Annotated in this window: 15 protein-coding genes; 8 read left to right on the plus strand and 7 right to left on the minus strand. The window is 68.2% G+C overall.

Annotated features, from left to right (window positions below; all coding sequences use genetic code 11):
- Positions 1-13: 13 nt before the first annotated feature.
- The gene (pcaD, locus tag GQ674_RS07280) at positions 14-790 is read left to right on the plus strand and encodes a 3-oxoadipate enol-lactonase (RefSeq protein ID WP_159496523.1); all 777 of its coding nucleotides are present in this window, start codon (positions 14-16) and stop codon (positions 788-790) included.
- Between the two features lie 47 nt (positions 791-837).
- Positions 838-1,230 carry a 4-carboxymuconolactone decarboxylase gene (gene pcaC, locus GQ674_RS07285; protein WP_159496524.1) on the plus strand — a complete coding sequence of 131 codons (393 nt, stop codon included), beginning with the start codon at positions 838-840 and terminating at the stop codon, positions 1,228-1,230.
- A gap of 82 nt (positions 1,231-1,312) precedes the next feature.
- Here the strand turns inward: pcaC and GQ674_RS07290 are convergent, their stop codons facing one another.
- Both GQ674_RS07290 and GQ674_RS07295 read right to left on the minus strand, forming a co-directional pair.
- Entirely contained in the window at positions 1,313-2,167 is an 855-nt protein-coding gene (locus GQ674_RS07290; RefSeq protein ID WP_159496525.1) for an IclR family transcriptional regulator C-terminal domain-containing protein, read from the minus strand.
- Between the two features lie 95 nt (positions 2,168-2,262).
- Positions 2,263-4,689, minus strand: a complete 2,427-nt coding sequence (locus GQ674_RS07295; RefSeq protein WP_159496526.1) for a membrane-bound PQQ-dependent dehydrogenase, glucose/quinate/shikimate family — start codon at positions 4,687-4,689, stop codon at positions 2,263-2,265.
- 307 nt (positions 4,690-4,996) lie between these two features.
- Between GQ674_RS07295 and GQ674_RS07300 the strand changes: the two genes are divergently transcribed.
- The gene (locus tag GQ674_RS07300; protein ID WP_128097386.1) at positions 4,997-5,533 is read left to right on the plus strand and encodes an adenine phosphoribosyltransferase; all 537 of its coding nucleotides are present in this window, start codon (positions 4,997-4,999) and stop codon (positions 5,531-5,533) included.
- A 224-nt stretch (positions 5,534-5,757) separates the two neighbouring features.
- On the opposite strand, the gene dbpA is transcribed toward GQ674_RS07300, so the two are convergent.
- Genes dbpA through GQ674_RS07315 form a run of 3 tightly spaced genes read right to left on the minus strand, consistent with a single transcriptional unit; the run spans position 5,758 to position 8,571 of the window.
- Complete coding sequence (gene dbpA / locus GQ674_RS07305; RefSeq protein WP_128097387.1) at positions 5,758-7,134, minus strand: ATP-dependent RNA helicase DbpA; 1,377 nt, start codon at positions 7,132-7,134, stop codon at positions 5,758-5,760.
- 48 nt (positions 7,135-7,182) lie between these two features.
- Positions 7,183-7,467, minus strand: a complete 285-nt coding sequence (locus GQ674_RS07310) for a hypothetical protein (protein ID WP_159496527.1) — start codon at positions 7,465-7,467, stop codon at positions 7,183-7,185.
- Between the two features lie 27 nt (positions 7,468-7,494).
- The gene (locus tag GQ674_RS07315; RefSeq protein WP_159496528.1) at positions 7,495-8,571 is read right to left on the minus strand and encodes a YeiH family protein; all 1,077 of its coding nucleotides are present in this window, start codon (positions 8,569-8,571) and stop codon (positions 7,495-7,497) included.
- Between the two features lie 102 nt (positions 8,572-8,673).
- Between GQ674_RS07315 and GQ674_RS07320 the strand changes: the two genes are divergently transcribed.
- Positions 8,674-9,576 (plus strand): LysR family transcriptional regulator, encoded by a 903-nt coding sequence (locus GQ674_RS07320; protein ID WP_159496529.1) that lies wholly within the window; start codon positions 8,674-8,676, stop codon positions 9,574-9,576.
- 36 nt (positions 9,577-9,612) lie between these two features.
- Positions 9,613-11,496, plus strand: a complete 1,884-nt coding sequence (locus tag GQ674_RS07325; RefSeq protein ID WP_159496530.1) for an ATP-binding cassette domain-containing protein — start codon at positions 9,613-9,615, stop codon at positions 11,494-11,496.
- 144 nt (positions 11,497-11,640) lie between these two features.
- Here the strand turns inward: GQ674_RS07325 and GQ674_RS07330 are convergent, their stop codons facing one another.
- Both GQ674_RS07330 and GQ674_RS07335 read right to left on the minus strand, forming a co-directional pair.
- Entirely contained in the window at positions 11,641-12,102 is a 462-nt protein-coding gene (locus GQ674_RS07330; RefSeq protein WP_128097390.1) for a cytochrome c, read from the minus strand.
- A gap of 9 nt (positions 12,103-12,111) precedes the next feature.
- Positions 12,112-12,516 (minus strand): c-type cytochrome, encoded by a 405-nt coding sequence (locus tag GQ674_RS07335; RefSeq protein ID WP_159496531.1) that lies wholly within the window; start codon positions 12,514-12,516, stop codon positions 12,112-12,114.
- Between the two features lie 205 nt (positions 12,517-12,721).
- Between GQ674_RS07335 and GQ674_RS07340 the strand changes: the two genes are divergently transcribed.
- The 3 genes from GQ674_RS07340 to GQ674_RS07350 are packed head-to-tail and all read left to right on the plus strand — an operon-like array spanning position 12,722 to position 20,462.
- Positions 12,722-13,870 (plus strand): efflux RND transporter periplasmic adaptor subunit, encoded by a 1,149-nt coding sequence (locus GQ674_RS07340; RefSeq protein ID WP_159496532.1) that lies wholly within the window; start codon positions 12,722-12,724, stop codon positions 13,868-13,870.
- Positions 13,867-17,376, plus strand: a complete 3,510-nt coding sequence (locus GQ674_RS07345; protein ID WP_159496533.1) for an efflux RND transporter permease subunit — start codon at positions 13,867-13,869, stop codon at positions 17,374-17,376. The genes GQ674_RS07340 and GQ674_RS07345 overlap by 4 nt, the downstream gene beginning before the upstream one ends.
- Positions 17,373-20,462 carry an efflux RND transporter permease subunit gene (locus tag GQ674_RS07350; protein WP_159496534.1) on the plus strand — a complete coding sequence of 1,030 codons (3,090 nt, stop codon included), beginning with the start codon at positions 17,373-17,375 and terminating at the stop codon, positions 20,460-20,462. Before GQ674_RS07345 ends, GQ674_RS07350 begins: the two co-directional genes overlap by 4 nt.
- The last annotated feature ends 65 nt before the right edge of the window (positions 20,463-20,527 follow it).

A 20,527-nucleotide genomic window follows, 5' to 3' on the forward strand; every position in this document is an offset into this window, starting at 1 on the left:
TTGGAGTGTTGCAATGCAATTTCTTGAGCTGGATACGCATCGCCTGCATTACCGCATTGACGGGCCGGACGATGCGCCGTTGCTGACCTTCTGCAACTCGCTGGGCACCGACCTGCACATGTGGGACCCGCAGGTGGCGGCCTTGTCGAAGCGGTTCCGGATCCTGCGCTATGACCGCCGTGGGCATGGCCACTCCAGCGCGCCGCCGGGCCTGTACGGCGTGGCCGATCTGGGCGCGGACGTACTGGCCCTGTGGGACCACCTGAGGGTAGCGCGCAGCCATTTCTGCGGGCTGTCGATCGGTGGCCTGACCGGGCAGTGGCTGGGCGTGCATGCCGGCACGCGCCTGCATAGCCTGACGGTGGCGGCTACCGCCGCGAAGATCGGCACGGCCGAGAGCTGGGACGCGCGCATCGCGCAGGTGCGTGCGCACGGACTGGTGCCGCTGCGCGAGGGCACCGCCGAACGTTGGTTCACCCCGGCCTTCACTGCAGCGGAACCGGCGCGGGTTGAGGACATTCTGCAGCGCTTCGTCGCCACCACCGTTGCAGGCTACGTGGGCTGCTGCCACGCCGTGGCCACCGCGGACTTCCGTGACTCGCTGGCGCAGATCCGCGTGCCGACCCTGGCCATCGCCGGCGACGACGACCCTGTCTGCCCGCCCGCAGACCTGCACGCCATCGCACGCGGGGTCGCCCACGGCCACGCCGTCACGGTGCCCGGCCGCCACATCTGCAACATCGAATCTGCCGACGCATTCACCGCCGCCCTCACTGCCCACCTGACCTAGATACCGACCGTTGGTCGGTACATCCCATCCAAAACGAGGCATCCCCAATGGACGAACAGGAACGCTACGAAGCCGGCCTGACCGTGCGCCGCGCCGTACTCGGCGAGGCCCACGTCGAGCGCTCGCTGCAGGCGCGCACCGACTTCACCCACGAATTCCAGGATTTCATCACCCGTACCGCATGGGGCACGGTGTGGACCCGCGACGGCCTGCCGCGTCACACCCGCTCGCTGCTGACCATCGTGATGATGGTGGCGCTGGGGCACGACGAAGAGTTCAAGCTGCACATCCGCGCCGCGCGCAACAACGGCGTCACCCCGGACGAGATCAAAGAGGTGCTGTTGCAGGCCGCCATCTACTGCGGCGTGCCGGCCGCCAACCACGCCTTCGCCCTGGCCAAGCCGATCCTCGAAGAACAAGCCAACGACCCACCGCGGTGAGCCCAGCACCGGTAGTGCCGGCCGCTGGCCGGCAACCCGAACGACGCGAACGAAACCGGATATCGCCGGCCAACACCCCGCCTCAATGCAGCAACGTACCCAGCCGCTGCGCCGCTTCCCGCAGCCGCGGCAGCAGCTGCGACTGCATCACCCCCAGGCTGACGCGCCCGGCCTGGGTCCCAATGTTCAGTGCGCCCACCACCGCACCACTGCGCGCGTGCACCGGCACGGCGATCGAGCGCAGCCCGATCTCCAGCTCCTGGTCCACCAGCGCCACGCCGTCGCGACGCACGCGGTCCAGCGTGTCCAGGAATTCGTCCATGCGCGTCACGGTGCGCTCGGTGCGCGGCCGCAGCGGATTGCGTTCCAGGTAGCTTTCCAGCGTGTCGTGCGGCAACGCGGCCAGCAGCACGCGGCCCATCGAGGTGCAGTACGCCGGCAGACGGCTGCCGGCGCGCAGCCCGATCGACATGATCCGCACGGTTTCAGCGCGGGCCACGTACAGCACGTCATCGCCATCCAGCACGCCCAGCGAGCATGACTCGTGCACGTCGTCGCGCAGGGCGTCCAGCACCGGCTGCGCAGCCGCGGTCATCGACGACGACGCGACATAGGCCCCGCCCATGCCCAGCACGCGCGGCAGCAGCACGAAGCCACGGCCCTGTTCGCCCACGTAGCCGAGCTTTTCCAGTGTGTACAACACACGGCGCACCGCCGCGCGCGAGATGCCGGTTTCGGTGCTGATCTGCGACATGGTCACTTCGCGCGGGTGTTGCGAAAATACGCTCAGCACCACCAGCCCGCGGCCGAGGGAGGTCATGAAATCCGGATCGCCCTGGTTGTCCTGGATCAGCTGCATCAGCTCATGGCTGAGCCCGCGATCCTGCGGCGGGGCAGGGGCGCGCTTGGGGCGACGGCTGGGAGGTACGGCAGACATGGCGGTGGTTCGTGCTCGGTGATCGTGCATGGTAAGGGCTGCACGCGACGAAGCGAAGCTGCGCGCCACGGTGGGAAGACCGTGGCGCGCGGGGCTCAGCGCCTGGCCGGCAACGCGTAGGCGATCACGTAGTCGCCACGATCCGGCGACTGGCGTGCACCGCCGGCGGAAATCACCACGTACTGGCGACCGGTTTTCGGCGACACATAGGTGATCGGCGTGCCCTGGCTGCCCACCGGCATGCGCGCCTTCCATACTTCCTTGCCTGTGCGGCTGTCATAGGCGCGCAGGTAATAATCCTGGGTGCCGGCGAAGAACAGCAGGCCCGACTGGGTCGCCAGCGAGCCGCCCAGGGTGGGCATGCCGATCGGAATCGGCAGGCGCATTTTGATGCCCATCGGTCCGGTGTCTTTCACCGTACCGACCGGCACCTGCCAGACCAGTTCGTGGGTGGCCAGGTTGATCGCCGACATCGTGCCGAACGGCGGCTTCTGGCACGGGATGCCCAGTTTGGACAGGAAGCGATCCCGCAGCGAGCCATACGGTGTGCCGGTCTGCGAGGCCGCGCCCATTTCCACGCCGCCCGCACCGGTGGTCATTTCCGCGCGCGGAATGAGCTTGGTCCACAGGCCCAGGCGCATGTCGTTGACGAACAGGTAGCCGGTGGTGGGATCCACCGACGCGCTGCCCCAGTTCATGCCGCCCAGCGAGCCGGGCCATTGCAGGGCCAGGTCCTCGCCCGGCGGGGTGAACATGCCGTCGTAGCGGAAGCCCTTGAACTGGATGCGGCACAGCATCTGGTCGATCGGCGTGGCGCCCCACATGTCCGATTCGGTCAGCGTCTGCGCACCGATCTGCGGCAGCCCCACCGACAGGCGCTGGGTGGGCGAATAGCGCTCGCCCGCGGCGTTGCCCTGCGGTGCCGCGATGTCGCGCACCTCGGTGATCGGCTGGCCGGTGGCGCGGTTGAGCATGAATACCTGGCCGGCCTTGGTGATCTGCAGCAGCGCGGGCAGGGTGCCGCCCTTGCCGTCCGGTACGTCGGTCAGAGTGGGCTGCGCAGGCAGGTCGTAATCCCACAGGTCGTGGTGCACGGTCTGGTAGACCCAGCGCTCCTTGCCGGTGGCCACATCCAGTGCCACCACCGCCGAGCTGTACTTGTCGTCCTGCGGAGTGCGCTCGCCGGCCCACTGGTCCGGCGTGGTGTTGCCGGTGGGCAGGTAGACCAGGCCCAGCTGCGGGTCATAGGCCATCGAGGTCCACACGTTCGGGGTGGCGCGGGTGTAGTGGATGGACGGATCCAGCGGCACGTCCGGGGTTTCCCGGGACAGGTCCCAGACCCAGGCCAGCGCGCCGCTGCGCACGTTGTAGGCACGCACCACGCCGGACGGTTCGTTGACCTCGATATTGTCGGCCACCCGGCCGCCCACGATCACCAGTTCACCGGCCACCAGGGGCGCGGCGGTCAGCGTGTAGAAGCCGGGCTTGATCTCGCCCATGCCCCGTTTGAGGTCCACCACGCCGGCCTCGCCGAAGTCCGGGCAGGGCGCGCCGGTGGTGGCATCCAGCGCGAACAGGCGCGCGTCGATCGAGGTCATCAGAATGCGCTTCTCGCACAGCGCCGGGGCCGGTGCCGCGGCGACGGTAGCCGGTACGGCAGGGCTCGGTGCGGCGGCGACGGTGGGCGCGCCGACCAGCGGCTGGCCTGCGTCGAAATAGCCCAGGCCACGGCAGCGCTGCCAGTTCGGCGCGCTCGCCTTGGGGTCGAACGCCCAGCGCTGTTTGCCGCTGTCCACGTCCAGCGCCACCACCTGGTTGTGCGGCGTGCACAGGTACAGCGTGTCCCCGATCTGCAGCGGGGTGTTCTGGTCTTCGGCGCCGAAGCCATCGCTCTGCGGCACGTCGCCGGTATGCGCGGTCCAGGCGACCTGGAGCTGGGTGATGTTGGCCGGGGTGATCTGGTCCAGCGCGGCAAAACGGGTGCCGGCCGTGGTGTTGCCCCAGTGCTGCCAGTCGCGCTGCTCGCTACCCTTGGCCACCGGCACCACGGCCGGGGCCGCGCCCTTCGCGGTGACCACCGGGCGCGGCTGGAACGCCGACACTGCGGTACCCAGCAGGCCCACCAGCAGCAGCGCGGCCACGCCGTAGGCCGCGCGCCCGGGGCGCTGGCCACGGCTGCGCCGGAGCACCGGCCAGGTCAGTGCGACCAGCGTCGCCAGCACGGCGGGCATCACCAGCCGCGACACCAGCGGCCAGAATTCCAGCCCGGCATCGGCCAGCGCCCAGGCCACGGTGGCGACGAACGCCACGCCATACAGCAGCGCGCCCAGCGGGCGACGCAGGGCCAGCAGCCCGCCGGCCACCAGCGAGGCGGCGCCCATCAGCAGGAAGTACCAGCTGCCGCCCAGCTGGGCCAGCCGCACGCCGCCTACCAGCAGAACCAGGCCGAACAGCATCACCACGATGCCAATCAGGACCACCAAGGTGCGGCACAGGGCCGACGGTTTCGTGTTCTCGTCCACGTTGCATGAACCTCTACAGGAAACCCGGTACCGACCGGCACCGGGCAGGCCCGCGCGCGCCATGCGTGGCGGGGACCGTTGGCCATCACACCCCGGCATTGCCTTGCCCGACAGGGGCGCGGGAATGCTTCGCTGCTTATCGCGGAAAGGGAGTGAACGACCGGTTAGGGCGATTATCGCACCGTTGTGCGATTTACGCGTGAACCCGTGGTGCCACCTGTGGAACGCAGCAACGCAGCAGCCCGGCCGCGCAGGCAGTGCCGCGCCGAAGCGTTTACCCTATGCCACCCCGTTCGTTGCCCGCCCCATGACCGAGTCTTCCGCCACGCCCGCCTGGGCCGGCCGCCTGCGCGATATCGCCGATTTCCCCAAGCCGGGCATCCTGTTCAAGGACATCATGCCGCTGCTGGCCAATGGCGATGATTTCGCCGCGGCCATCGACGCGATGGTGCAGCCGTGGCGCACGGCGAACCTGCAGGCGGTGATGGGCATCGAATCGCGCGGCTTCATCCTGGGCGCGGCCATGGCGCGCGTGTTGGGCGTCGGCTTCGTGCCGGTGCGCAAGCCGGGCAAGCTGCCGGGCCGCACGCTGAAGCAGGAATACACGCTGGAGTACCGCACCGATACCATCGAAGTGCACGCCGACGCCTTGCCGGCCGGTGCGCGCGTGCTGGTGGTCGATGATGTACTGGCCACCGGCGGCACGTTGCTGGCGGCGTTGTCGCTGGCGCGCCAGTTGCAGGTGGAGGTGGTGGGCGCGGCGGTGCTGGTGGAACTGGCCGGGCTGGGCGGGCGCGAGCGCTGGGACGGCGACGTGCCGCTGCTGGCCAACCTGGTGTATTGAGGCGGAACCGTCGTCGGGTCTCTGCGTAGAGCCGGGCTGTGCCCGGCTGTTCGACATGGTCGAAGCCGACCAACGGGGTGGGGCACGTAGAGCTGGGCTCTGCCCGGCTGCTCGACATGGCGTAAGCCGACCAACGGTCGGCTCTACCCGGGTGGTGCGCAAGCCGACCAACGGTCGGCTCTACCCGGGTGGTGCGCAAGCCGACCAACGGTCGGCTCTACCCGTTACATGCGGCGGACGCGGAAGCGGCGGCCCTTGATCTTGCCTGCTTCCAGCCGGTCGATCGCGCGGCCTACCTGCTCGCGCGCGATCGCCACGTACGAGCGCGTGGCGTAGATGTCGATCTTGCCGATCACCTTGGCCGACAGCCCGGCTTCACCGGTCAACGCCCCCAGGATGTCGCCCGGGCGCAGCTTGTCGGTCTTGCCGCCATCGATGCGCAGGGTTTCCATCGCCGCCTGCGGCAGCACAGCGGGGCGGGCCGTCGCCAGCGGCGTCTTCTGCCAGTCCAGCGGCTTGCCCTGCGCGGCTTCCAGCGCATCGGCACGGTTGCGCTCGCGGCCGGTCACCAGGCTCACCGCCAGGCCCGACGCACCGGCGCGGCCGGTACGGCCCACGCGGTGTTCATAGGTTTCGATGTCGGTAGGCAACTCGTAGTTGATCACCGCCGCCAGGTCCTGCACGTCCAGCCCGCGCGCGGCCACGTCGCTGGCCACCAGCACGTTGCAGCTGCGGTTGGCGAAGCGCACCAGCACTTCATCGCGGTCGCGTTGTTCCATTTCGCCGTGCAACGGCAGTGCCGAGAAGCCGAACTGCTGCAGCGAATTGGCTACGTCGTCCACGTCACGGCGGGTGTTGCAGAACACCACCGTCGATTCCGGGGTGTACTTCAGCAGTAGACCGGCCAGCGCCTTCTGCTTGCTGGCCAGGTCCACTTCGCAGAACAGATGGCGAATCGCCGGTGCGTTGTCGGCACCCTGGACGGTCACTTCCACCGGATCGCGCAGCAGCACGCGGGCGATCTCGCGGATCTCGTCGGGATAGGTGGCCGAGAACAGCAGCGTCTGGCGGTCTTTGCTGGTGCGCCCGGCGATCTCGCGGATGGGCTCTTCAAAGCCCATGTCCAGCATGCGGTCGGCCTCGTCCAGCACCAGTGTGGTGACCCCGCCCAGCTTCAGGACGCGCTTGCGGCCCAGCTCCTGGATACGGCCGGGCGTGCCCACCACCACGTGGGGGTCATGTGCTTCCAGCGAGGCCAACTGCGGGCCCAGCGGCATGCCGCCGGTGAGCACCACCAGCTTCAGGTTGGGGATGCCGGTGGCGAGCTTGCGGATCTGCTTGCCCACCTGATCGGCCAGTTCGCGGGTGGGGCACAGCACCAGTGCCTGGGCGCGGATCACCGACGGGTCCAGGGCCTGCAGCAGGCCCAGCCCGAAGGCGGCGGTCTTACCGCTGCCGGTGGGCGCCTGGGCGATCAGGTCGCGGCGCTCAAGGATCGCCGGCAGGCTCTGCGCCTGCACGGGGGTCATCTGGGTATAGCCCAGCGCGTCGATGCCCGCCGCCAGCGAGGCCGACAGGGGCAGTTCGGAGAATTCATTCATGGCGCATTCTACCCGCTGGGCCGCCTGTCGGGCGCGTGCCGCCGCTGCTCAGGCCAGATCCAGCGCCCGCAGCCCCGCCATCAACGCGGTGTGCTGGGCATGGCTGAACTCGCCCGGGCCGTCGCTGACATCCAGAATCAGCGTGTGGAACCAGGGATTGGGGTGGCTGACGTCCTGCTCCCAGCGGACCACGACCTCCGGGCCCAGCACCCGCTGCAGCAGGTCGAGCAGGTCGTCTTCGGCGTCATCGATCGCCCCGTAGCGCTCCAGCACCTGACGGTACGGGATGTGCAGACGACGGCGATCGACGGGGGGAACGCGCTCACGCTTCATCGCACCAGTGTGGCATGCGGCACGCGCTCACCCCAGCAGCGCGTGCACGCCCACGTTGATGCCCAGGCCCCCGGCCAGCAACCAGCCAAACAGCAGCAGGGCCAGCAGCAGCGGCTTCATGCCGGCCTGGCGCAGCGCCGACGCATGTGTGGTCAAGCCAAGCGCCGCCATGGCCATGGCCAGCAGCACCGTGTCCACATCGATGGCGAGGGCGACCCATGCGGCAGGCAGCAGGTGCAGCGAATTGAACCCGGCCACCGCGACGAAGCCGAACGCAAACCACGGCACCACGATCTTCACGCGCGTCGCCCCGGCCTGGGCGCGGCCACCGCGGGCCAGCAGCAACGACAGCGCCACCAGGAACGGGGCCAGCATCATCACCCGCACCATCTTGGCGATCACTGCGGTGTCGGCCGCTCCTTCGCTGACCGCGCGTCCGGCCGCAACCACCTGCGCCACTTCGTGCACGGTGGAGCCGGTGAACACACCGTAGGCCTGCTCGCTCATCGGCATCACGCCATGCGCCAGGGTGAGCTGGTACAGCGCCGGATACAGGAACATCGCCAGCGTGCCGAACACCACCACGGTGGAGACCGCCACGGTGACCTGTTCCGCGCGCCCGCGCACCACCGGTTCGGCGGCCATCACCGCCGCCGCGCCGCAGATCGCGCTGCCGGCGCCGATCAGCAGGGCGCTCTCCCTGTCGATGCCGAACCAGCGCGTGCCGGCCCACCAGGCCAGCGCGAAGGTGCTGGTCAGCACCAGCGCATCGATCAGCACGCCGCCAACGCCAACCTGGCCGATGTCCTGGAAGGTCAGACGCAGGCCGTACAGCACGATGCCGGCGCGCAGCAGCCACTGCTTGGAGAAGCCCACGCCCGCCGCCGCCTGCGGTGCCATGCGCGGGTACACACTGTTGCCGAGCGCAATGCCAAGCACGATGGCCAGGGTGAGGGCGCTGATGCCGTGCGCCTGCAGCCAGGGCAGGGTGGCCAGCGCCATCGCCGCCAGCGCGACGCCGCCCGCCAGCAGCAGGCCAGGCAGGCGCCCGCGCCAACGCTGGGCGAGGGTGGGCAGGTACAGCGTGGGACGGGACGCGTTCACGGTGCGGCTCCTTTCAGATGGCCTCCAGCCTGCGCCCGCGCGATAAACCTGTAAAACGCATTGATTATGTGATTTCAACCGGGTTTATGAGTTAATGGAGCCATGCGCATCAGCCTTCGCCAATGGCAGGTATTTGTGGCCGTCGCCGACATCGGCACCACTGCCGCCGCCGGCGAGCGCCTGGCGTTGTCGCAGTCGGCCACCAGTGCAGCGCTCAACGAACTGGAGGCGCGGTTGCCGTCGCCGCTGTTCGACCGCATCGGCCGCCGCTTGATCCTCAATGCGCAGGGCAGGGCCCTGCTGGACCCGGCGCGCGGGCTGTTGGCCGCGGCCACGGACCTGGAGGCGATGGCCGGGGCAGGGCGGCCGGCATCGGCCACCGGGGTACCGCTGCAGCTGCGGATCGGGGCCAGCACCACCATCGGCAACTACCTGCTGCCCGCCCGGGTCGCTGCCCTGTTGGCCGACCAGCCGAACGTGGACGTGGACCTGCGTATCGGCAACAGCGCCGAGGTGGTCGCGGCGGTGCAGCGGCTGGAGGTCGACCTGGGCCTCATCGAAGGCCCGTGCCACGAGAGCGGGCTGAACGTGCTGCCGTGGCAGCAGGACGCCCTGGTGATCGTGGCCGCCGCTGCGTCCCCGCTGGGCGCCCGCCCCGACCTTGCCGAATTGTCTGCCGCGCGCTGGCTGCTGCGTGAGCCCGGCTCGGGTACCCGCGAGGCGGTGGAACAGGCGTTGCTGCCGCACCTGCACCACTTCGCCCGCGCCATGCAGCTGGGCAGCACCGAAGCCATCAAGCAGGCCGCCGCGGCGGGGCTGGGCGTGGCCTGCCTGTCGCGGCATGCGGTGGCCGACCTGGTGGCGCTGGGCAGCCTGCGCATCCTGGACGCCGCGCTGCCGCCGCTGTCGCGCCAGTTGTGGGTGGTCCACCACCCCGGCAAGCACGTGCCGCCGCCGTTGCGCGCCCTGCTGGGGCTGGCTGCGGACGCTTTCGCATCCGGTTGAGCGACGCCGCGCACCGCCACACCGTACAATGGTCGGATGCCTCTGATTACTCTGCAAAACGTCGACTTCAGCGTCGGCGGCCCCCTGTTGCTGGAAAAAGCCGAACTGTCGATCGAACCGGGCGAGCGTATCGCCCTGATCGGCCGCAACGGCGCCGGCAAATCGACCCTGCTCAAGCTGCTGTCCGGCGACCACAAGCCCGACGACGGAGAAGTCCGCGTGCAACAGGGGGTGCGCATCACCCGCCTGGAACAGGAAGTCCCGCACGGTGCCGCCGGCAGCGTGTTCGACGTGGTGGCCGATGGCCTGGGCGAGCTGGGCCAGTGGCTGGCCGAGTTCCATCACCTGAGCATGGCTGAAGAATTCGACGGCGATGCCCTGTCGGCCGTGCAGGCCAAGATCGACGCCGCCAACGGCTGGGGCCTGGACCAGCGCGTCAGCGAAACCCTGACCAAGCTTGACCTGGATGGCGATGCCGAATTCGCGCGCCTGTCCGGCGGCATGAAGCGCCGCGTGCTGCTCGGCCGCGCGCTGGTGTCCTCGCCGGATCTGCTGCTGCTCGACGAACCGACCAACCACCTGGACATCGAAGCCATCGACTGGCTCGAAATGTTCCTCAAGAACTGGAACGGCAGCGTGGTGTTCGTCACCCATGACCGCCGCTTCCTGCGTGCACTGGCCACCCGCATCGTCGAGATCGACCGTGGCCAGGTCACCAGCTGGCCGGGCGACTGGGCCAACTACGAACGCCGCCGCGAAGAGCGACTCAATGCGCAGGCGCAGGAAAACGCGCGCTTTGACAAGCTGCTGGCGCAGGAAGAAATCTGGATCCGCCAGGGCATCAAGGCCCGCCGCACCCGCGATGAAGGCCGTGTGCGTCGCCTCAAGGCGATGCGCAATGATCGGTCGCAGCGCCGCGAACTGGGCGGCAACGTGCGCATGGAAGCGGCGCAGGCGGAGAACTCCGGCAAGAAGGTCATCGACGTCAAGGACATCTCCTTCGCCTTTGGCGAGCGCGTGATGGTCAAGGATTTCAGCACCGTCATCCTGCGCGGCGACCGGATCGGCCTGATCGGCCCCAACGGCAGCGGCAAGACCACGCTGCTGAAGCTGTTGCTGGGCGACCTGCAGCCGCAGAGCGGCGAAGTCCGCGCCGGCACCAACCTGCAGATCGCCTATTTCGACCAGTACCGTGCGGTGCTGCGCGAAGACTGGACCGCGATCGAGAACGTCGCCGAAGGCCGCGACTTCATCGAGTTCAACGGCAAGCGCAAGCATGTGCACGCCTACCTGCAGGACTTCCTGTTCTCGCCCGAGCGCGCCCGCGCGCCGATCACCCGCCTGTCCGGTGGCGAGCGCAACCGCCTGCTGCTGGCCAAGCTGTTCGCGCAGCCGTCCAACCTGCTGGTGATGGACGAACCGACCAACGACCTGGACGTGGAAACGCTGGAACTGCTGGAAGAGCTGCTCAGCGATTACAGCGGCACCTTGCTGCTGGTCAGCCATGACCGTGACTTCCTCGACAACGTGGTGACCTCCACGATGGTGATGGAAGGCGACGGCGTGGTGGGCGAATACATCGGTGGCTACAGCGACTGGCAGCGCCAGGCCGAGCGCGTGGCGGCAGCTGCCGCGGCACCGGTGGGGGCGGGCAAGCCGGCCGCCCCGGTTGCGGCAGCACCGGCCGAGCCGGCCGCTGCCAAGCGCAAGCTCAGCTACAAGGACGCGCGCGAACTGGAACAGCTGCCGCTGAAGATCGAAACCCTGGAGAAGGACGTCGAAGGCCTCACCGCCGCGATGAACGACCCGGCGTTCTACCAGCGCAGCGCGCCAGACATGGCCGCCCACAACGCGAAGCTTGCCAAGGTGCAGGCCGAGCTGGATGCGGCATACGCGCGCTGGGAAGAACTGGACGCGTAACGCGCCCGTAGAGCCGGGCTCTGCCCGGCTTGTGTCGGGCGTTCATCGCCCCGGACGGAGGGCAGCCGACCAACGGTCGGCTCTACCCGGTGGGGGTCATGGCCCCGGATGGAGACAGCCGACCAACGGTCGGCTCTACCGGGGTCACTTCAACCCGTGCAGGTCCCGCAATTGCGTGGGCCGTGAGCCGAAGTACGCGGCCAGGTCGGCGATGTCCTGATCGCTCAGGTCGGTCGCCTGCGGCGTCATCAATGCGTGCTGGCGGTCGCCGGCGCGGTAGGCCTGCAATGCGTGGGCCAGGTAGTCACCGTACTGCCCACCCAGCTTCGGGTAGGTCGCGTCGATCGGCTTGTTGCCGTCGGCGCCGTGGCAGTCGATGCAGCTCTGGCCGGTGGCCTTGCCCTTGACCTGGGCACGGGCCTCGCCGGCGGCGATGCGTCCGGTGGGTAGACCGGCCGATGAGCCGGACCCGTGCTCGCCACTGGCGTGGCCCGGGTCGGCGGCGGAATCTGCGCTGTTTTCCACCTGCGACTGCGAACACGCAGCCAGCAGCAGGGCAACGGACAGGGCGATGGCATAACGCTTGAAGGGCGCGGCTTTCGTCATGGGCGGTGCTTACTTGACGGTGGACAGGTAAACAGCGAGATCGGCGATCTCCTGTTCGCTGAAACTCATGGACTGCGCCTGCATCGTCGGATGCTTGCGCTTGCCCTGGCGGTACTCGCTCAGCGCCTGGCTGAGGTACTGCTGGGTCTGCCCACCAATCTTGGGCACCCGGTAGCTGGGGTAGGCGTTCTTGTAGCCGGTGATGCCGTGGCACCCCTGGCAGGTGTAGGCCAGGACCCGACCATTGTCGAAACTGCCCGTCAGCCCAGCCGGAGCGGCGGGGGCGGGCGGGGCGGCGGCAGGGGCGGGTACGGCAGGTGCGGCGGGTACTGCTGGAGCAGTTGCGGCCTGTGCGGCGGCCCCGAGGGGCAGGAGGACGGCCAGAAGACAAGCGGCGAGCGGCTGCGGGCGCATGATGTCCTTTCCGGTGTACGGGTCTGGTCGTTCCGGCGTGGGGTACGGAACTGGCCCGAGTATAGCCTGCGTTTTCATCTAGCTGAAACCGGGGTGGGCACGGGCGTTGCCGCAGGTCACCATGACCTTTGGGATATGGTGTGATCGTGACGTGGTGAATTACTTTGCTACCACACCTGCCCACGCATCCCTCAGGGACACGACGATGTCGCGAAATTCCTTCCTGCACGGCCGCACCGGAACCTGCGCCGCTGCACTGCTGATCACCACCTCGCTGCTGCTCAGCGGCTGCGGCGCCGGCGCCGGCAGCGCCGATGCGCAAGCCGCGGAAAAAGATCCCAAGGCTGAAAAAGCCGTCGACGCCGTGCCGGTGGAGGCGGTCGCCGCCAGCCGTCGCGCCGTTGCCGCCAGCTACACCGGCACCGCCGCGCTGGAAGCGCGCGCCGAATCGCAGGTGGTGGCCAAGACGTCCGGCGTGGCCTTGGCGGTGCTGGTTGAAGAGGGCCAGGCCGTGCGTGCCGGGCAGCCGCTGGTGCGGCTGGACCCGGACCGCGCCCGCCTGGCCGTGGCGCAGAGCGAAGCGGTGATGCGCAAGCTGGAGAACAACTACCAGCGGGCGCAGAAACTGATCGGCCAGCAGATGGTCAGCGCCGCCGATGTGGACCAGATCAAGTACGACGTGGAAAACGCCCGGGCGCAGTACCGCCTGGCCACGCTGGAACTGTCCTACACCACCGTGGTCGCACCGATCTCCGGCGTGATCGCCTCGCGTTCGATCAAGACCGGCAACTTCGTGCAGATCAACACGCCGATCTTCCGCATCATCGACAACTCGCGCCTGGAGGCCACCCTCAACGTGCCCGAACGCGAACTGGCCACGCTCCGCGCCGGCCAGCCAGTGACGCTGGTGGCCGATGCGTTGCCGGGCAAGTCGTTCCCCGGCGTGGTCGACCGCATCTCGCCGGTGGTCGACGCGGGCAGCGGCACCTTCCGCGTGGTCAGTGGCTTCGGTGAAGACGCGCAGGGCCTGCAGCCGGGCATGTTCGGCCGCATCCGCATCGACTACGACCAGCGCGCCGACGCGCTGGTGGTGCCGCGCCTGGCGCTGCTCGACGATGGCGCACCGGCGGTGTTCCGGGTGCGCGCCGGCAAGGTGGCGCGGGTGCCGGTGAAGCTGGGCTATGCCGAAGGCCCGTGGGTGGAAATCCGCGAGGGCCTGGCCGAAGGCGACCAGGTGGTGACCGCCGGCAAGGTGGCCCTGCGTGACGGCACGGCGGTGCAGGTGATCGGCGCCAAGCCGGCCACCGCCACCGCATCGGCGCAACCGGCGAAGAAGGCGGAGAGCCGTCAATGACTTCGGCCGGCAACGACCACGGCAACGATCCGCACCACGGCGACCGCCCGGGTGCACAGGGCGGGGGGCTGGTGGAATTCGCCACCCGCCGCCGCGTCACCATCGCCATGTGCACGGTGACGCTGATGCTCTTCGGCGTCATCGCGCTGGGCAACCTCAAGGTCAACCTGCTGCCCGACCTGAGCTATCCCACCCTGACCGTGCGCACCGAATACACCGGCGCGGCCCCCACCGAAATTGAAACCCTGATCAGCGAACCGGTCGAAGAGGCCGTGGGCGTGGTCAAGAACCTGCGCAAGCTCAAGTCGGTCTCGCGTACCGGGCAGAGCGATGTGGTGCTCGAATTCGCCTGGGGCACCAACATGGACCAGGCCAGCCTGGAGGTGCGCGACAAGATGGAAGCGCTGAACCTGCCGCTGGAGGCCAAGGCCCCGGTGCTGCTGCGCTTCAATCCGTCCACCGAACCGATCATGCGCCTGGTGATCTCGGCCAAGGCCGACGCCGCCACCGATGCCGATGCGGTCCGCCAGCTCACCGAGCTGCGCCGCTATGCCGATGAAGACCTGAAGAAGAAGCTCGAACCGGTGGCCGGCGTGGCTGCGGTCAAGGTGGGCGGCGGCCTGGAAGACGAGATCCAGGTCGACATCGACCAGCAGAAGCTGGCCCAGCTCAACCTGCCGATCGACAACGTGATCAAGCGGCTCAAGGAAGAGAACATCAACATCTCCGGCGGTCGCCTGGAGGAAGGCTCGCAGCGCTTCCTGGTGCGTACCGTCAACCAGTTCGCCGACCTGGAGGACATCCGCAACCTGCTGGTGACCACGCAGGGAAGCAATGGCAACGCCGCCGACGCGGCCATGCAGCAGATGTTCGCCATTGCCGCCTCGACCGGCTCCGATGCGGCCGTGGCCGCCGCGTCGGCCGCGCAGAGTGCGTCCAGCAGCAGTTCCTCGACCATCGCCAATGGCGTGCCGGTGCGGCTGAAGGACGTGGCCAGCGTGCGCCAGGGCTACAAGGAACGCGAGGCGATCATCCGCCTGGGCGGCAAGGAAGCGGTGGAACTGGCGATCTACAAGGAAGGCGACGCCAATACCGTGGCCACCGCCGAGGCGCTGCGCGCGAAGCTGGAGCAGATCAAGGCGCAGATTCCCGGCGACGCCCAGCTGACCACCATCGAAGACCAGTCGCGCTTCATCGAACACGCCATCAGCGACGTCAAGAAAGACGCGGTGATCGGCGGCCTGCTGGCCATCCTGATCATCTTCCTGTTCCTGCGCGATGGCTGGAGCACGTTCGTGATCAGCCTGTCGCTGCCGGTCTCGATCATCACCACGTTCTTCTTCATGGGCCAGATGGGCCTGAGCCTCAACGTGATGTCGCTGGGCGGCCTGGCGTTGGCCACCGGCCTGGTGGTGGACGATTCGATCGTGGTGCTGGAGAGCATCGCCAAGGCGCGCGAGCGCGGCCTGGGCATCCTGCAGGCGGCCATTGCCGGTACCCGCGAAGTGAGCATGGCGGTGGTCGCCTCGACCCTGACCACCATTGCGGTGTTCCTGCCGCTGGTGTTCGTCGATGGCATCGCCGGGCAGCTGTTCCGCGACCAGGCGCTGACCGTGGCGATCGCCATTGCGATTTCGCTGCTGGTGTCGATGACCCTGATTCCGATGCTGAGCTCGCTCAAGGGCCGTCCGCCGCTGGCGTTCCCGGAAGAAGCGGCGCACGCGGCATGGCAGCCCGAAAAGCGCTGGCTCAAGCCGGTGGCCAGTGGCCGCCGCGGTATCGGTGCGCTGGTCCGCTGGGCCTGCTTCGGCGTGGCCTGGGCGATCATCCGCGTGTGGCGCGGTGTGGTGGCCGTGGTCGGGCCGGTGATGCGCAAGGCCAGCGACGTGGCGATGAAGCCCTATGCGGGCGCCGAACGCGGCTATCTCAAGCTGCTGCCCGGCGCGCTGCATCATCCGGGCAAGGTGCTGGGCTGTGCCGCGCTGGCCTTTGTGGCCACCATGGCGCTGGTACCGATGCTGGGTGCCGACCTGATCCCGCAGCTGGCCCAGGACCGCTTTGAAATGACCGCCAAGCTGCCGGCCGGCACGCCGCTGAAGCAGACCGATGCGCTGGTCCGCGAACTGCAGCTGGCCCATGCCAAGGATGACCAGATCGCCTCGCTGTATGGCGTCAGCGGCAGCGGCACGCGGCTGGATGCGAGCCCGACCGAAAGCGGCGAGAACATCGGCAAGTTGACCGTGGTGATGGCCGGTGGCGGCGATGCGCGCACCGAAGCGGCCATCACCGAGCGCCTGCGCGATTCGATGCAGCAGCACCCCGGCGTGCAGGTCGACTTCGCACGGCCGGCGCTGTTCAGCTTCTCCACGCCGCTGGAAGTGGAGCTGCGCGGCCAGGACATGGCCACGCTGGAGCGCGCCGGGCAGGCGCTCGCTGCGATGCTGCGCAACAACCCGCACTACGCCGACGTCAAATCCACGGTGGAAGAGGGCTTCCCGGAGATCCAGATCCGCTTCGACCAGGAACGCGCCGGTGCGCTGGGCCTGACCACCCGGCAGATCGCCGACGTGGTGGTGAAGAAGGTGCGCGGCGACGTGGCCACCCGCTACAGCTTCCGCGACCGCAAGATCGACGTGCTGGTGCGCGCGCAGGAAGGCGACCGCGCCAGCGTGGAGAGCATCCGCCGCCTGATCGTCAACCCGGGCAGCAGCCGTCCGGTCACGCTGGATGCGGTGGCCGAAGTGGTCGCCACCAACGGGCCTAGCGAGATCCATCGCGCCGACCAGACCCGCGTGGCGGTGGTCTCGGCCAACCTGCGCGACATCGACCTGGGCGGCGCAGTGCGCGAGGTGCACGACATGGTGGCAAAGGAGCCGCTGGGCGCCGGTGTAGGCATGCACATCGGCGGGCAGGGTGAGGAACTGGCGGAATCCGCGCGCTCGCTGATCTTCGCGTTCGGCCTGGCGATCTTCCTGGTGTACCTGGTGATGGCCTCGCAGTTCGAGTCCTTGCTGCACCCGTTCGTCATCCTGTTCACCATTCCGCTGGCGCTGGTCGGGGCGATCCTGGCGCTGATGCTCACCGGCAAGCCGATCTCGGTGGTGGTGTTCATCGGCCTGATCCTGCTGGTGGGCTTGGTGACCAAGAACGCGATCATCCTGATCGACAAGGTCAACCAGCTGCGCGAAGCCGGCGTGCCCAAGCAGGAGGCACTGGTGGAAGGCGCCCGCTCGCGCCTGCGTCCGATCATCATGACCACCCTGTGCACGCTGTTCGGCTTCCTGCCGCTGGCGGTGGCCATGGGCGAGGGTGCCGAAGTGCGCGCGCCGATGGCCATCACCGTGATCGGTGGCCTGCTGGTGTCCACGCTGCTCACCCTGCTGGTCATTCCGGTGGTGTACGACCTGCTCGACCGCCGCGGTGATGCCTACTACCGCGAGCGCGGCCGCAAGCACGCCGGCCACGTGGAGCCCGCCGGCAGCGGCGCTGCGCAGGAGCCGGCATGAGCATCGCCGAGTTCTCCATCCGCCGCCCCATCACCACCATCATGTGTTTCGTGTCGCTGGTGGTGGTGGGCCTGATCGCCTCGTTCCGGCTGCCGCTGGAAGCGCTGCCGGACATCTCCGCGCCGTTCCTGTTCGTGCAGGTGCCCTACACCGGCTCCACCCCCGAGGAGGTGGAGCGCAACATCATCCGCCCCACCGAAGAAGCGCTGGCCACCATGACCGGGATCAAGCGCATGCGCTCCTCGGCCACCTCCGAAGGCGCCAGCATCTTCATCGAGTTCACCGACTGGGATCGCGACATCGCCATCGCCGCCTCCGATGCGCGTGAGCGCATCGATGCGATCCGCAGCGACCTGCCCGACGACCTGCAGCGCTACAACGTGTTCAAGTGGTCCAGCAGCGACGAACCGGTGTTGAAGGTGCGGCTGGCCAGCAGCACCGACCTGACCGGCGCGTACGACATGCTCGACCGTGAGTTCAAGCGGCGCATCGAACGCATCCCCGGCGTGGCCCGGGTCAACATCTCCGGCGCACCGCCGAACGAGGTGGAAATCGCGATCAGCCCGGACCGGCTCACCGCGCACAACCTGAGCATCAACGAGCTCAGCGACCGCCTGCGCACGCTGAATTTCTCGATCTCGGCCGGGCAGATCGACGACAACGGCCAGCGCGTGCGGATCCAGCCGGTGGGTGAAATCACCGACCTGCAGGAGCTGCGCGACTTGGTGATCGACACCAAGGGCCTGCGCCTGGGCGACATCGCCGAGATCCGGCTCAAGCCCACCCGCATGAACTACGGTCGCCGCCTGGACGGCAATCCCGCCGTGGGCCTGGACATCTACAAGGAACGCAGCGCCAACCTGGTGGAAGTGTCGCGCGCCGCGTTGGCGGAGGTGGAGGCGATCCGCACCCAGCCGTCGATGCGCGACGTGCAGATCAAGGTCATCAACAACCAGGGCAAGACCGTGACCTCCTCGCTGCTGGAACTGGCCGAGGCCGGCGCGGTCGGCCTGCTGCTGTCGGTGACGGTGCTGTTCTTCTTCCTGCGCCATTGGCCGTCCACGCTGATGGTGACGCTGGCCATCCCGATCTGTTTCGTGATCACGCTGGGCTTCATGTACTTCGCCGGGGTCACCCTCAACATCCTGACCATGATGGGCCTGCTGCTGGCGGTCGGCATGCTGGTGGACAACGCGGTGGTGGTGGTGGAGAGCATCTACCAGGAACGCGAGCGCATGCCGGACCAGCCGCGGCTGGCCTCGATCATCGGCACCCGCAACGTGGCCATCGCGCTGAGCGCCGGCACCCTGTGCCACTGCATCGTGTTCGTGCCCAACCTGTTCGGCGAAACCAACAACATCAGCATCTTCATGGCGCAGATCGCGATCACCATCTCGGTGTCGCTGCTGGCCTCGTGGCTGGTCGCGGTCAGCCTGATCCCGATGCTGTCCGCCCGCATGCAGACCCCCAAGCTGGTGCATTCGGAAACCGGCGTGATCGCCCGCCTGCAGCGTCGCTACGCCAAGGTGCTGCAGTGGACGCTGGAACACCGCGGCTGGAGTGTGTTCGGCATCCTCATGGTGGTGCTGATCAGCCTGGTGCCGATGAAGCTGACCAAGATCGACATGTTCGGCGGCGAAGGCGGCAAGGACATCTTCATCGGCTACAACTGGAAGGGCGCCTACACCTACAGCCAGATGTCCGAGGAGGTCGCCCGCGTCGAACGCTACCTGGACGAGAACCGCGAAAAGCTGCACATCACCCAGGTCTATTCCTGGTACAGCGAGCAGGAAGGCAGCAGCACCACCGTGACCCTCGACGAGAAGCACGCCGACAACCTGCCCGCCGTGCAGGAGGCACTGCGCAAGGGCCTGCCGCGTTCGGCGCGCACCGATTACATCGTGGGCAACCAGGGCGGCGATGGCGGCGGTGGCGGTGGGAACCAGTCGGTGCAGGTGCAGCTGGTGGGCGACTCGACCAAGATGCTGCAGGAGATCGGCGAGGACGTGGTACCGCTGCTGGCGCGGCGCAAGGAACTGCGCGACGTGCGCATCGACAACGGCGAGAAGGGCAGCGAGCTGTCCATCCACGTCGACCGGGAGCGGGCGGCCGCGTTCGGCTTCAATGCCGAACAGGTGGCCAGTTTCGTCGGCCTGGCCCTGCGTGGCGCGCCGATGCGCGAGTTCCGCCGCGGTGACAGTGAAGTGCCGGTCTGGGTGCGTTTCGCCGGGGCCGAGCAGAGCAGCCCGGAAGACCTGGCCAGCTTCACCGTGCGCACCGGCGACGGTCGCTCGGTGCCGCTGCTGAGCCTGGTCGATGTCTCGATCAAGCCGTCGGCCACGCAGGTCGGCCGCACCAATCGGCAGACCACGCTGACCATCAAGGCCAACCTGGCCGAGAAGGTCACCGCGCCCGAAGCCCGCAAGGCGATGGAGGAAACCCTCACGCCGATGAGCTTCCCGGCCGGCTACACCTTCACCTTCGATGGAGGTGACTACGGTGACGACAACGAGGCCATGCAGCAGATGCTGTTCAACCTGATCATCGCGCTGGTGATGATCTACGTGGTGATGGCCGCGGTGTTCGAATCGCTGCTGTTCCCGGCGGCGATCATGAGCGGCGTGCTGTTCTCGATCTTCGGCGTGTTCTGGCTGTTCTGGATCACCGGCACGTCGTTCGGGATCATGTCCTTCATCGGCATCCTGGTGCTGATGGGCGTGGTGGTGAACAACGGCATCGTGATGATCGAGCACATCAACAACCTGCGTCGGCGCGGCATGGGCCGCACCCAGGCGCTGGTGGAGGGCTCCCGCGAGCGCCTGCGCCCGATCATGATGACCATGGGCACGGCCATCCTGGCGATGGTGCCGATCTCGCTGACCGACACCCAGCTGCTCGGCGACGGCCCGCCGTACTACCCGATGGCCCGCGCCATCGCCGGCGGCCTGGCGTTCTCCACCGTGGTCAGCCTGCTGTTCCTGCCGACCATCTACGCCATGCTCGACGACATGAGCAGCGCGGTATCGCGCATCATCCGCCGCGCCCGCGGCCTCCCGGCCAAGGGCGAAGCAACAACGCCCGCGTAACGCACAGAACCCGGTAGAGCCGACCGTTGGTCGGCTCCAAGGAATGCATAGGTACCGGCCGTTGG

It is taken from the genome of Stenotrophomonas sp. 364 (assembly GCF_009832905.1).
Lineage (GTDB): Bacteria > Pseudomonadota > Gammaproteobacteria > Xanthomonadales > Xanthomonadaceae > Stenotrophomonas > Stenotrophomonas maltophilia_AP.

Bases quoted from the DNA above. Each gene is read 5' to 3' on its own strand.
- GQ674_RS07335 (WP_159496531.1), bottom strand. From the start codon at position 12,516: ATGCGCCCGCAGCCGCTCGCCGCTTGTCTTCTGGCCGTCCTCCTGCCC.
- GQ674_RS07310 (WP_159496527.1), bottom strand. From the start codon at position 7,467: ATGAAGCGTGAGCGCGTTCCCCCCGTCGATCGCCGTCGTCTGCACATC.
- GQ674_RS07345 (WP_159496533.1), top strand. From the start codon at position 13,867: ATGACTTCGGCCGGCAACGACCACGGCAACGATCCGCACCACGGCGAC.
- GQ674_RS07300 (WP_128097386.1), top strand. From the start codon at position 4,997: ATGACCGAGTCTTCCGCCACGCCCGCCTGGGCCGGCCGCCTGCGCGAT.
- pcaD (WP_159496523.1), top strand. From the start codon at position 14: ATGCAATTTCTTGAGCTGGATACGCATCGCCTGCATTACCGCATTGAC.
- GQ674_RS07350 (WP_159496534.1), top strand. From the start codon at position 17,373: ATGAGCATCGCCGAGTTCTCCATCCGCCGCCCCATCACCACCATCATG.
- pcaC (WP_159496524.1), top strand. From the start codon at position 838: ATGGACGAACAGGAACGCTACGAAGCCGGCCTGACCGTGCGCCGCGCC.
- GQ674_RS07325 (WP_159496530.1), top strand. From the start codon at position 9,613: ATGCCTCTGATTACTCTGCAAAACGTCGACTTCAGCGTCGGCGGCCCC.
- GQ674_RS07320 (WP_159496529.1), top strand. From the start codon at position 8,674: ATGCGCATCAGCCTTCGCCAATGGCAGGTATTTGTGGCCGTCGCCGAC.
- dbpA (WP_128097387.1), bottom strand. From the start codon at position 7,134: ATGAATGAATTCTCCGAACTGCCCCTGTCGGCCTCGCTGGCGGCGGGC.
- GQ674_RS07290 (WP_159496525.1), bottom strand. From the start codon at position 2,167: ATGTCTGCCGTACCTCCCAGCCGTCGCCCCAAGCGCGCCCCTGCCCCG.
- GQ674_RS07330 (WP_128097390.1), bottom strand. From the start codon at position 12,102: ATGACGAAAGCCGCGCCCTTCAAGCGTTATGCCATCGCCCTGTCCGTT.
- GQ674_RS07340 (WP_159496532.1), top strand. From the start codon at position 12,722: ATGTCGCGAAATTCCTTCCTGCACGGCCGCACCGGAACCTGCGCCGCT.